Raw genomic sequence first — 12,173 nt, 5'->3', positions numbered from 1 at the left:
CTACATCTCCTTTAACATTTTAATATATTTACCGATTACGCGATCTACTCGAAAATGTTCACTGGCAATAATGTGTTTGATTCGTTCAACTGCTAGCGGCACTTCATCATTTACAACAGCATAGTCGTAAAGAGCCATCATTTCGATTTCTTCTTTTGCAACTTTCATTCGTTCTTCGATTACTTCATCTGCATCTGTTCCTCGGCCTACGATCCGTGATTTTAATTCCGCTAAATCTGGCGGAGTCAAAAAAATGAATACACCATCGGGCACTTTTTCTTTGACTTGTTTTGCTCCTTGGACTTCAATCTCCAAGAAAACATCTTTTCCTTCATCCAATGTCTTGTTGACATATGACAAAGGCGTTCCATAATAATTCCCGACATATTCTGCGTATTCCAGCATCTCTCCAGCTTCGATCATTGATTCAAACTCTTCTTTGCTTCGGAAGAAATAATCAACGCCTTCGACCTCCCCTTCACGCATTTTACGGGTAGTCATTGAGATTGAATACTGAAAATCATTATCCTCACTCTCAAAAATTGCTTTTCGTACTGTGCCTTTTCCTACACCGGATGGACCAGACAACACGATTAATAATCCACGCTCTGACATGACGACGTCCTTTCAACTAGTCTTTTTGTACTTATCGTTTATTTTGCACTTTTTTTCTGCAACTTTCAAGGTTATCTTTAATTATAGCTAGAAATTGGCAAAAAAGCTACCCTGCATCAAGTAATAAGAACAGCCAAATAAAAATGGCTTCTCACATTTTTGCATAAATTTGGCTTCATACCGAGAAAATGGTTTTTGAACATCACTTATTCAAAATAAAAAAAGGTTGTGACACGAATTTTGTCACAACCTTTAAATGTATTCCTAGAGCAAAGAAGCTAAGCGTAGAAATGCAATTCTGATTATTTATTGTATTTCTTTGTTCAACGTCCTTGCTAAAAGCCCATATTGGACAAAGTATTCACTACACCCATGATCTCATCTTTTCGAGAACGTGCTTTTTCTGTCGGATCTTCTACCTCTTCTGTGTCGATTCGAACAATAAATTTCCGATTCATCGTCACGTAAGCACCGTCGTTGATCAAAATAAACAGTTCGTTCTCAGTATAGTCTGCACAGGCATCTTTCCATACGTCAAAGCCGTTTTTTTCAGAAGGGATATCCCGTTTAACAACAGTTTTTCCACTTAATTCGTGGAACGTTACGTCATAGTATTTCATTGTCTCTACCTCTTTCGTCATTCAATATTTTGGACCTGTTCTCTGATTTTTTCTAAGATCGTCTTGGATTGGACGACTTGATTTTTAATTTCGATTGCATTTGATTTGGAACCGATCGTGTTGATTTCCCGATTCATTTCCTGGATCAAAAAATCTAATTCTCGCCCTACAGGACATTGCGCCTCGATAAGTTCATCTAGTTTTTGGACATGGATCGCCAAACGGTCCAGTTCCTCGTGGATATCTCCACGTTCCAGCAAGATAGCCAACTCCGTCAGCAACCGTTGCTCATCCACTTTCGCTCCAAGAAATTCCTCCAGCTTTTTTTGATACCTTAATTGAAATTCCTGTTCATAGATGTCTACAAAACTATTGAGTTTTTTTAGTACTTGTTTGAATTCTTCCGTGTTCTTTTTCAGCACTGAAGCTAAGGCTTGTCCTTCTTTTTCTCGACTGGCTTCAATAGAATCAAGTGCACTTTTCAATGTATCTAGAGCTAACTGTGCCAATTCTTCCATGCTCTCTTCCGGTTTTTCTTCTACCGTTACAAAGTTTTCATCCAGCGCGAAGCGTTCCGCCAGCCGACGAATTGACACTTGATTTTGACTCCCGTATCGTTGTTGAATCCCGTCTGTCAATTGGGTGATAAGTGAATCAATCAATTCCCAGTTGATGACGATCTGCTTTTCATTTTTGCCAATATAAGCTAGATTCACAAATACCTCGATCCGTCCGCGGCTTAACTGCTGTTTGATAAGCTGACGAAAATCGTTTTCAATAAAGTTCAGGATTTTAGGACTTCGTATTTGGACATCTAGAAAACGCTGATTGACACTTTTTATTTCGATATCTAGCTGATATGCTTTTGTTTCGCGGATGGCTTTGCCAAAACCAGTCATACTTTTCATTCGACAGGGTCCTTCCTCATTACATATTTTCTATTGCTTTTTGCAGTTGTTCAAACTCTTCGTTCGTCAGTGTCAGCCCTTTCCCCATCTTTTCATGGTCGGGTGCCCAATCTCGAAGATCGAATTTCGGCGGACGACCATTCCAGCTGACTAAGTTCAGCTCTTTACGCCATCCTTTGTTGTTTTCTGATAAAACAGCGATTTCTTCTACGATTTCATATGAAAATTCTTGTGCCATGGTTGTTCCTCCTTGAGATAATATAAATATAGGATCAGTAATGTGTCAACTGGCTGTTCAAGCAGTTCACGCTGCAAACGATCCTTACATTTTTCTTGCAGCAGTTTTTCAAAATAAACGGCTTTCGTGCGTTCATTTTGTATTTTCTGCTGATATTTTCGATACCTCCGCCATTCTTCTGTACTTAATTGACCAACTTGTGCCAATAAATCGTCTGGCATACTTTTTCTATCTTGTTGGCAGATCATTTGAAACATCCAATCTACTTCATAGACTTTGTTTGGCAATAAAAAATGTTTTTTTGCTAAAAGTTCCAGCATCGCCAGTCCGCATGTTTCTGGTTCGACCCTGTTCTTATATATATTACGCAGTTTTTGCCAAAATTTTATGGTTTTGAAAAAAGATAGCTCTAACTGAAGTTCTTTTATTAAGTAAGATAAAAATCCACGCCAGCATGTTCCTGCTTGTTTGACAGAATCAAATGTATACCAATTCCCGTAGTAACAGCCTAATCGTTTTTTCATTTCCAGATAGCCTAATTGTAAATTTAATTGGTTTCTTTGGCTATCAAAAAGCAGAAAGCTGCCAAGCGTCCACAATGTTTGACATTTCCAATGGATAAACGTATCTGGCACACGGATTCTTTTCGCTGGCCCTGGTCCTTGCACATCCACGACAAACGCCTCTGTTGCGCCTTCGTTAATCGCGATGTCAATAGGAATTTTGTTACGATATCCACCATCTGCATATTTATTTTTTCCGATCTTTCGGTAAGCCATAGCAGGATAAAATGAAGCAGAGGCAAGTATCCAATCTGGTATTTCTTCTGTTTTTGTTTGTTGGATAGCAGTCACTACTTCCGCTAGTTCTGGCAATTTAGTAGACACCGTGTATAAACGTATTTTGGAATTGTATTTGAGCAAAGACAAATCTAAATTTTCCTTGACCAGCTTTTCCAATGGCGCAGACGAAACCCCACCTTCAACTAGTGCCGTTTTCGTCATTTGGCGTCTTTCTTGATAGAAACGTTCACGCAAGTCTTCTACGTCAGCCATTTCTGGTAACGCAAGCACTTGTCTGGTTGATAGCTTTTTCCATAAACCCACAGCTTTTTCCATGTCTCCTTGTAAAATCAATGCGCCGTTCAGCGCACCTACCGAGGTCCCAGTGATGATTTCAAATTGGATGTTATGTTCCTTCAGCGCCTGCCATACACCAATCTGATAGGCACCGTGTGCTCCCCCTCCTCCTAATACAAGTGCTGTGTGATAGACCAGCTTTTTATTTAGTTGCATGATTCCTTGATAGCCGTTTTTATGAAAAATACGCAACCATTCTTCTGATAGAGGAGATTGAAATAAAAAACAACAGTTTTCTTTAATAAAAAAACGAGCGCAAGCTTCCATATGTTGGAAAAGTTTTTGCCATTCAAAAGTTTCGCCTTCGATCAGCAAGTTATTAAAAATAACATCTTCTCTACTTTTATCAATAGTAAAATAGATGGTATATTTTTTTGATACTGCTTCAAAGGCACATTGCTTTTTTGCAGAACGCCAAAATGCTTCTCTACTTTCTTGATGGCTTTGAAAAAACGGAAGAGGTTGTTTTGCTTGGTTGATACGCGAATACAGCGACATTTTCTGTGAAAAGTAAACTTTTTTTATCTCCATCGCTTTCTCCTTTTTCTTCAAGTATACCAGTACGTCGAAAAAAGTTCATGAGTATCGTATTCGACTTTGGATATTCCATAAGAAAACAATTCATAAAACCACCTTTAAATAAAAAATACAAAAATTAATTGAAAATGAGAGTATTTTCAATGAAAACGTGATTTTGTAATGGAATTTTAAAATAAAAGAAACAAGCTTTTTTTATGCAAATGTTGTAAAATAAAAGAGATGAAGAGGAAATAAGAGGAGGAACATGATGACTGAGTCAGTTTATGTACATATTGATACCACAAGTAATGCTGTTTTAACAAAAGGACTGACTGCTACTGATTTTGCAAACAGTATCGTGCATTTTCCTCAAAACTTGCTTTTGCTTGATCCATCTGCTTCTGCTGGAGAATACGAATCTCATACAGGACTGAAAGTAATCCGTGGTACAGAAAATATCCAGCGTTTCTTTTCCTCTTCTCGAAACAGGCGTGGATTCGATGAATTGAAATGGATCGACTTTACTGATTTAACGATGCTGAAAGAATTGACACCTTTAGAAATTTCAGAATTGTTATATTTTGGCCATATGAAAACACATCTCCACTCACCATTTTTTTATAAACTACAAAATAATTTCGTGTACTTCGATCTGAACGATCAATTGAACCGAATTTATTATCGCTATTTAGATGAATTTTACAGGATTTTTGCTAGTAAATTAAGTTCTATCCTGTCAGATAAGATCAATGTAAAAAAATCCTTTTTTAAAAAGGAAACTCCTGTTGAAAAAATCAGTGTGGAATTATTGAAAGAAATGCGTAATTTAATGCAGGAAGGGATCATTTTTTCTTTTGATCAAGTTGGTTTGATCGATGACGAATACCGTATTCCTATTTATGTGATTGAGGACTATATTTGGAAATTGAAAGGTACTCGGTATCGGGAAGAAGAAGTCGTCGCTACTTTAATCTACTCTGTCAACGATCGGCGCTGGCAATTGGTAGAAGATGCCGGTCTTTCTTATCTGCCATTGAAGTGAATCTATTTCTTACCGAAAAACAAAAAGGAAACAAGGAACTTAGGACATGATTCTGTCTCAAGTTTTTTGTTTCCTTTTTTATTTAAAGATTCTGTCGTTTATCTGGCACAAAAAGCGATGGAATCGTTTGTTGGATCCCTAATAAAACGATCATCGTCACAATCGCTGTGCTCAACCCGCTAGCACCATTCATTACGAAAGAAAAGAGCCAAGGATTCATCCCCCATAGTGCATAGGCTCCCCAGAAAACAACTCCCGCAATAAAATGCCAAAAATATCTGGAAAGTGCGCCAATCAATGCACCAAACACTATGTTTTTTCTGATTTGTTTCGTATTTCCATCTGCATAGCTTTTTTGGACATTTGAAGCCATGAGCCCTGCTGCACCTGCAAAAGTATAAGCAATCGGATACTCAATCAACACTTGAACGACACTTAAATAATAAACTTGTCCCAACGGAAAGTGTAAGATCCCCCAAATGAAACCTGCCAGCATCCCTGCCTTTGTCCCTCTTCTTAACGCAAAAAGCGTCAACGGAATCTGCCCTAATGAAATAGAAAAGCTGCTGCCGATCTGGATTGGTATCAATGACAGCACCATCGCTAACGCTGCAACAATCGTTCCTTCTGCCCAAACTCTATTTTTTCCCATAAAAAAACTTCCTCCTTTGAATAAAAAAGTCACAAAGGAGGAAGCAGCTTTCGAAAATTTTCAAACAGCTGTTTTTTCACAATTCCTACGCTCGCATAACCGAAACAGGTACGAAGGGTTTAGAAGTAGATTCAATCTCAGCCCAATTGGACTCCCCTTTGTGAGTTTATTTATTATTTATTTTTTGTTTCAAATAATGGACTAACTGGTTTGTTTTCATGGATACGTTTGATTGCATCTCCCATTAGTCCGCCAACACTTACTTCATCGATTTTATCGATTTTACGATCTTCTGGAAGATAGATCGAGTCTGTGACAACTAGTCGCTCGATAGCTGAATCTTCTATTCTTTGTAAAGCAGGACCAGATAATACTGGATGGGTACATGAAGCATACACACTTGTTGCACCAGCTTCTTTCAAAGCATTGGCAGCCAATGTGATCGTACCTGCTGTATCGATCATATCGTCGATCAGTACACAAGTTTTGCCTTTGACTTGTCCAATGATGTTCATTACTTCTGCAACATTTGCTTTTGGACGGCGTTTGTCGATGATCGCAATCGGAGATTTCAAGAATTCCGCTAATTTACGTGCTCGTGTAACGCCACCGTGGTCTGGTGAAACAACGACAACATCATCGCCTTTGATTCCTTTTTCCAAGAAATAATTAGCAATAAGTGGCGCACCCATCAAATGATCGACTGGAATATCAAAGAAACCTTGGATTTGGACTGCATGAAGGTCCAAAGTCAGCATTCGTGTTGCACCGGCTTTTTGGATCATGTTTGCTACTAATTTCGCTGTGATTGGTTCCCGTGCACGTGCTTTACGATCTTGACGCGCATAACCATAATAAGGCATGACTACGTTGATTGTTTTTGCACTTGCTCGTTTCAGTGCATCAATCATGATCAGCAACTCCATCAAGTTATCATTGACTGGGCTGCTCGTTGATTGGATCACATAGACATGCGATCCACGAATACTTTCTTCAATGTTTACTTGAATTTCTCCATCACTAAATTGAGTAACAGATGATTTTCCTAACTCGACACCGACTGCTGCTGCAATTTTCTCTGCTAATGGGCGATTGGAATTTAACGCAAAAATTTTTAATCTTGGGTCAAAGTAATGTTTTGACATGGGGACCTCCACTTTCTTTTTCACAACTCTAGAATTCTACCTAATAAATAGTAGTCATATTTTTTAAATAAATCAAGTGATTTTGCAAAAGTCTTAGTTTAGATAAGGGAGTTTTTTTGCATATCCTTCTTTATTGACTTGTCTTGCTCTCGCAATTGCCAGCGCATATTCTGGAATATCGTCTGTAATTGTTGACCCGGCAGCAATCGAACTGTTTTTAGCTACCTCGACAGGTCCGATGATATTCGTGCTAGAACCAATAAAGCTGTGGTCGCCGACAGTCGTATGATGCTTGTTCTTTCCATCATAGTTGACGAAGACAACACCACATCCGACATTGATTTCTTCTCCCAACGTAGCATCACCAACATAAGTCAAGTGACCGACTTTCGTTCCTTTGCCGATTTGAGCATTTTTCACTTCCACAAAGTTTCCGATATGGACGTTTTCGCCAATTTCAGCTTTTGGTCGTAAATGTGCATAAGGTCCCACATCTGCATGTTTCTTGACATGGCTGCTTTCAATGACTGAGTTTTCAATGACGACGTGATCCTCAATCCTACTGTCTACGATTTTTGAATGTGCCCCGATGACACAATCAGAACCGATGACTGTATTGCCTTGGATTTGTACACCTGCTTCGATCAATGTGTCTGGACCAATCTCTACGCCTGCATCGATGTATGTCGTTGCTGAATCGACAAAGCTTACGCCATTGACCATATGCATCTGGTTGATCCGCTTTCTCATGATCTCATTTGCTTTAGCTAACGCGATCCGATCATTGACTCCCATTGATTCTTCGAAATCATCTGTTTGATAAGCAGCAACTGTATTGCCTTCTTCTTTTAATATTTCGATGATATCTGTCAGATAGTATTCACCTTGAGCATTGTTTGTTCCGACTTTGCTTAACGCATCGAACAAAGCTTCGTTGTCAAAACAGTATGTTCCTGTATTGATTTCTTGTACAAGTGCTTCTTCTGGTGTTGCGTCTTTTTGTTCCACGATTTTTTCTACGATCCCAATATGATCACGAATGATCCGACCATATCCTGTTGGGTTTTCTGCTTGTGCCGTCAAGATCGTCGCACTTGCATTTTTTCCTTGGTGATATTCAAAAAGATTGTTCAGCGTTTCAGTAGTCAATAATGGTGTATCGCCACTGATAACTAACGTCGTTCCTTTTTTTCCTTCCAAGAAAGAAGCGGCTTGCAAAACAGCATGTCCTGTTCCCAATTGCTCCGCCTGTAACGCATATTTACTGCGCTCTCCTAGTTGTGCTTTGACTTGTTCTGCTCCGTGTCCAACGATGGTAATCACTTCATCTGGTTTCGTTTCACTGACCCGATTGATGATATGTTCTACCATAGGTTTACCAGAGACGGGATGTAAAACTTTATATAATTTTGACTTCATGCGGGTACCTTTCCCTGCCGCCAAAATAATTGCATAACGTGCGTCCAACTGCGTCACTCCTAAATATAGTTTGCTGATTTCAGTTTATCCCAGTATACCCATTTTTTCAACAAAACAAGTGATTTTCTTTCACCACGGTGTTCTTTGGATAAAAAAATAGATAGACCATAAAGGGCCTATCTATTGGGTAACCGGTGCTCTCCTACCAACCCCTCAGTCACAAGTCACACTACTCATAAAACATGAAAAGCTGTTTTTTGAAATCGTTTCTTGTGACTTAGAGTTAAACGGTAGGCTTACGACCTCTTGGTATAAACGGTGTTCAAAAGCCAGTTTCTCGGTATTAAGCCAAATTTATGAAAAAATGTGGAAAGCCATTTTCACAAAATTTTTCTTACTACTCGAAACTAAGCGGCTTTTTCACAACCTCTTATTCTGAAAAATAATTTCCCGGCACAACTGTGATGTTTTTCGTTTGAGTATCTACATCTTTGACATAAAGCAGTGACGTATAATCATCGATAGCGCGATGTCCGTTGAATTTCGATTCGGCAAATACAGTGATGCCAACAAGTTCTGATTCGAATTCTTCGATCAAGCTCTTCATTCCGTTGACTGTTCCGCCGCCTTTCATGAAATCATCCACTACAAGGACACGTGAACCACGTTTCAAGCTTCTCTTAGACAATTCCATTTTTTCAATTCTTTCAGAAGAACCGGACACATAGTTGACACTTACTGTTGATCCTTCTGTTATTTTTGAGTCTCGGCGTACAATAACGAATGGTGCATTCAGATAATAGGACACAGCTTGGGCAATAGGTACGCCTTTTGTGGCTACAGTCATTACAGCATCGATTTTTTCACCAAGGTATTTAGAAGCAATGATTCTCCCAACTTGACGCAGCAGTTCAGGTTCTCCTAACAAATCAGAGAGATAAACATATCCTCCTGGAAGCAGACGATCTTGTTCTGATAGACGTTCTGCTAGAGATTCAATATATTTTTTCGCCTCTTCATATGAAATTTCAGGGATGAACAATACACCACCTGCAGCACCTGGGATTGTTTCCAAGGTACCATACCCTCGTTCTTTAAATGTTTTCTTGATGATTCCCAAATCTTCACTGATGGAAGATTTAGCAGATTCATAACGTTCGGCAAAGCTTGTTAAGGAAATCAATTCATGCGGGTGATTCAATAAATACTGTGTCATGTCAACCAGACGTTCACTGCGACGTACTTTCACCTATTCCAACTCCTTTTAAGAAATTTTATCGTTTTACATTATATAAGTTTTTCTTCAAAAATTCGAGCATTTTATGAAAAAATAAGAAAATAGTTCGGTATTTATTAAAATAAAAAGAAGCCTATAAAAAATTTTTCGTTTTTATCAGGCTTCTTTTCTTTATCATTCAGTTATTTTTTCTTCTAAAGGCAACCAATATTCGTTTGATGATATTTACAATCAGGAACAAAGCAATAAAGACTAATGTGATTGTTGCTCCTGGAGGGGTATCTAGATAAAACGAGCTAGTCAATCCTGACAGCATCCCTAGAAATCCGACACAAACACTGATAGCAATCACAACATTGAAACTTTTGCCTAACCGCATACCGATTGCTGCAGGAAGAACCATGATTGCGGATATCAAAAGTGCACCGGCAATCGGGATCATCACAGCAATAGCTACACCAGTAATCACATTGAACATCATTGACATCAAATGAACGGGTAATCCATCCACATGGGCGGTATCCTCATCAAAAGTCAGAACATACATCGGACGTTTGAATAAAAAGAACAATATACCGATCGCAACGAATAAGATTCCTAAAAAGATGACTTGCTCCCAAGTAATGGTCACGATCGAACCAAACAGATAAGATTGGATGCTTGTTGCAGAATTCCCGCCACTCAGATTCATTAATACTAAAGCTAGCGCTAAACCGCCAGCCATTAAAATGGCAATGGAGATTTCCGAATAGGTTCGGTAGATCGTTCGCAGATATTCCAATATCACAGCTGCTAGCACAACGACTAGCATGGTCGTAAGTGTAGGATTAAGGTTCAAAAAGAATCCTAACGCTACCCCTGCTAAAGAGACATGAGAAAGTGTATCAGCCATCAGCGATTGTCTTCTGATCACTAAAAACACACCTAGCATCGGGGCGATCCCCGCTATGAAGATAGCCGCAAGAAAAGCTCTTCTCATGAATTCATATGAAAGCAACGCCATTGAGAATCCTCCTTTCTCACCAGTCGGATCTGTCTGTCCGCATACTGTTTGATATCTTCATGATCATGAGTGATCATTAGAACTGATTTCCCATGGACATGGGCACTATGTCGAAGAAGGCGATAAAACTCATTTCGAGACTCTTCATCCATTCCTGTTGTTGGCTCATCAAGGACAAATAAGTCAGGATCAGTAGCAAAAATACGTGCTAAGCTGATCCGCTGCTTTTGTCCGCCAGACAATTCACCTATCCGCCGGTTTCGCATATCCCACATCCCAACAGCTTCTAGAGCCCGCTGTACATGTTGATGATCTTTTTCAGAGAGACGCTTGAACCAGCGGCCTCTTGGGTATCTTCCTGATCGGACTAATTCGATCACCGTACTTGGAAAACCTGCATTGAAAGATGCAACTTGTTGGGGAATATAGCCGATACTTAATTTTTTTCCCTCTTGATTTTTCTCAGCAATCTTTATCGTTCCTTTTGAAGGTTTCAGTAATCCTAACGATGCTTTCACCAAGGTTGACTTGGCTGCTCCATTTTCTCCAGTCAAAATGACAAATTCACCCGCGTCTACATGATAGGAGACATCTTCTAGTACTGGTTCATCATCATAATAAAAGGTCAAATCAGATATTTCGATGTAACGCACCTTATAACCTCCATTCTAGACTTAATTGATACTTTCTTTTAAAGCTTCCAGATTTTTTTCCATGACAGAAATATAATTTTCGCCTGCTTTGATTTGTTCATTGGTCAAGCTTTCTAAAGGATTCAACACCTCTAACTTCACACCCGTTTCATTCGATAATGTCTCTGCCACCTTCGAAGAGGCATTTTCTTCAAAGTAAATCACTTTGATGTTGTTTTTCTTCACAAATTCTTTTAGTTCAGCTAAGCGGCTTGGTGTTGGTTCCTGATCTGGCGAAACACCTGAAATCGCCACTTGTTCTAAGTTGTATTGATTCGCTAAATAAGCAAAAGCAGCATGCTGAGTGACGAATGTGCGGTTTGTCGCATTTTTGAGTTCTTCGGAGTATTTTTGATCCAGTGCTTCAAGCTTTTTGATATAAGCATCAGCATTCTTCGTAAATATTTCCTTTTTATCTGGATATTTTTCGCCTAATTCTCCAGCAATTGTTCTGACTTCTTTTATAGCTAATACCGGATCGAGCCAAACATGGGGATCATATTCATGCGCATGATCATGTCCTTCTTCTGATTCTTCGTGTTCATCTGCTTCTTGAGATTCTAAGCGGTCAATTCCTTTAGCTGCTTCGATCATCAAGGTCTGTTTGCTGTCCACTGAATCCTTCAACGAATCCACGAAAAATTCCATGTCTGAACTATTATACACGAAAACATCTGCATCGGAAATTTCTGCTCTTTCTTTTGCGCTTGGTTCAAAATCATGAGGCTCCGTTCCGGCAGGGATCAAAAGTTTCACGTTTCCTTCGTTCCCTACGATTTCTTTTGTAAAATCATACATCGGATAAAATGTCGTAACGATCGTCAAGTCTTCTTTTTTATCTGCTTCCTTATTCGTATTTCCACATGCTGCAAACAATAAAGCACCTATCATTACCGTAGCTGTCAAAAGATATTTTTTCATCTATATGCTCCTTTCAAATAAAC

The 12,173-nt window shown here is 39.1% G+C and carries 13 protein-coding genes and 1 riboswitch; of the genes, 1 reads left to right on the top strand and 12 read right to left on the bottom strand.

All coding sequences use genetic code 11. The annotated features are described in order from the left end of the window. From gmk to AB3I00_RS09630, 5 genes are all read right to left on the bottom strand, one after another. Positions 1–615, bottom strand: coding sequence for a guanylate kinase (gene gmk, locus AB3I00_RS09650; protein ID WP_002293062.1), 615 nt, complete (start codon positions 613–615; stop codon positions 1–3). A gap of 335 nt (positions 616–950) precedes the next feature. Further along, a complete protein-coding gene (locus AB3I00_RS09645; protein ID WP_033650092.1) occupies positions 951–1,235 on the bottom strand; it encodes a hypothetical protein in 285 nt (94 codons plus the stop codon). 17 nt (positions 1,236–1,252) lie between these two features. Beyond that, positions 1,253–2,143, bottom strand: coding sequence for a YicC/YloC family endoribonuclease (locus AB3I00_RS09640; protein ID WP_002315890.1), 891 nt, complete (start codon positions 2,141–2,143; stop codon positions 1,253–1,255). 19 nt (positions 2,144–2,162) lie between these two features. Further along, on the bottom strand, positions 2,163–2,381 hold the full coding sequence (locus AB3I00_RS09635) for a YdbC family protein (RefSeq protein WP_002293064.1): 219 nt from the start codon (positions 2,379–2,381) through the stop codon (positions 2,163–2,165). Beyond that, positions 2,351–4,051: a patatin-like phospholipase family protein gene (locus AB3I00_RS09630; protein WP_368025126.1), complete on the bottom strand. Its 1,701-nt coding sequence runs from the start codon at positions 4,049–4,051 to the stop codon at positions 2,351–2,353. The genes AB3I00_RS09635 and AB3I00_RS09630 overlap by 31 nt, the downstream gene beginning before the upstream one ends. Before the next feature lie 256 nt (positions 4,052–4,307). Between AB3I00_RS09630 and AB3I00_RS09625 the strand changes: the two genes are divergently transcribed. Then, entirely contained in the window at positions 4,308–5,081 is a 774-nt protein-coding gene (locus AB3I00_RS09625; RefSeq protein ID WP_002293067.1) for a hypothetical protein, read from the top strand. An 82-nt stretch (positions 5,082–5,163) separates the two neighbouring features. Here AB3I00_RS09625 and thiT read toward each other — a convergent pair whose 3' ends face one another. The 7 genes from thiT to AB3I00_RS09590 form a co-directional block, all read right to left on the bottom strand. Further along, positions 5,164–5,733 carry an energy-coupled thiamine transporter ThiT gene (gene thiT, locus AB3I00_RS09620; RefSeq protein WP_368025125.1) on the bottom strand — a complete coding sequence of 190 codons (570 nt, stop codon included), beginning with the start codon at positions 5,731–5,733 and terminating at the stop codon, positions 5,164–5,166. A gap of 65 nt (positions 5,734–5,798) precedes the next feature. Beyond that, positions 5,799–5,901: riboswitch (TPP riboswitch) on the bottom strand. A 5-nt stretch (positions 5,902–5,906) separates the two neighbouring features. Beyond that, positions 5,907–6,878 (bottom strand): ribose-phosphate diphosphokinase, encoded by a 972-nt coding sequence (locus AB3I00_RS09615; protein ID WP_002287347.1) that lies wholly within the window; start codon positions 6,876–6,878, stop codon positions 5,907–5,909. A 93-nt stretch (positions 6,879–6,971) separates the two neighbouring features. Then, positions 6,972–8,345, bottom strand: coding sequence for a bifunctional UDP-N-acetylglucosamine diphosphorylase/glucosamine-1-phosphate N-acetyltransferase GlmU (glmU, locus tag AB3I00_RS09610; RefSeq protein WP_002315886.1), 1,374 nt, complete (start codon positions 8,343–8,345; stop codon positions 6,972–6,974). Positions 8,346–8,727: 382 nt separating this feature from the next. Next, positions 8,728–9,546: a pur operon repressor gene (gene purR, locus AB3I00_RS09605; RefSeq protein WP_002287345.1), complete on the bottom strand. Its 819-nt coding sequence runs from the start codon at positions 9,544–9,546 to the stop codon at positions 8,728–8,730. Positions 9,547–9,712: 166 nt separating this feature from the next. Then, the gene (locus AB3I00_RS09600; RefSeq protein ID WP_002287344.1) at positions 9,713–10,537 is read right to left on the bottom strand and encodes a metal ABC transporter permease; all 825 of its coding nucleotides are present in this window, start codon (positions 10,535–10,537) and stop codon (positions 9,713–9,715) included. Further along, positions 10,510–11,190: a metal ABC transporter ATP-binding protein gene (locus AB3I00_RS09595; protein ID WP_002315885.1), complete on the bottom strand. Its 681-nt coding sequence runs from the start codon at positions 11,188–11,190 to the stop codon at positions 10,510–10,512. Before AB3I00_RS09595 ends, AB3I00_RS09600 begins: the two co-directional genes overlap by 28 nt. 21 nt (positions 11,191–11,211) lie before the next feature. Then, positions 11,212–12,150: a metal ABC transporter substrate-binding protein gene (locus AB3I00_RS09590; RefSeq protein ID WP_368025124.1), complete on the bottom strand. Its 939-nt coding sequence runs from the start codon at positions 12,148–12,150 to the stop codon at positions 11,212–11,214. Positions 12,151–12,173: the final 23 nt, after the last annotated feature.

Origin of the sequence: Enterococcus sp. C76 (assembly GCF_040886985.1) — a bacterium.
In the GTDB taxonomy this organism is placed as follows: Bacteria; Bacillota; Bacilli; order Lactobacillales; family Enterococcaceae; genus Enterococcus_B; species Enterococcus_B lactis.
Note: the sequence above shows the minus strand (reverse complement) of the source record. Positions and strands in the feature narration are given on the sequence as shown.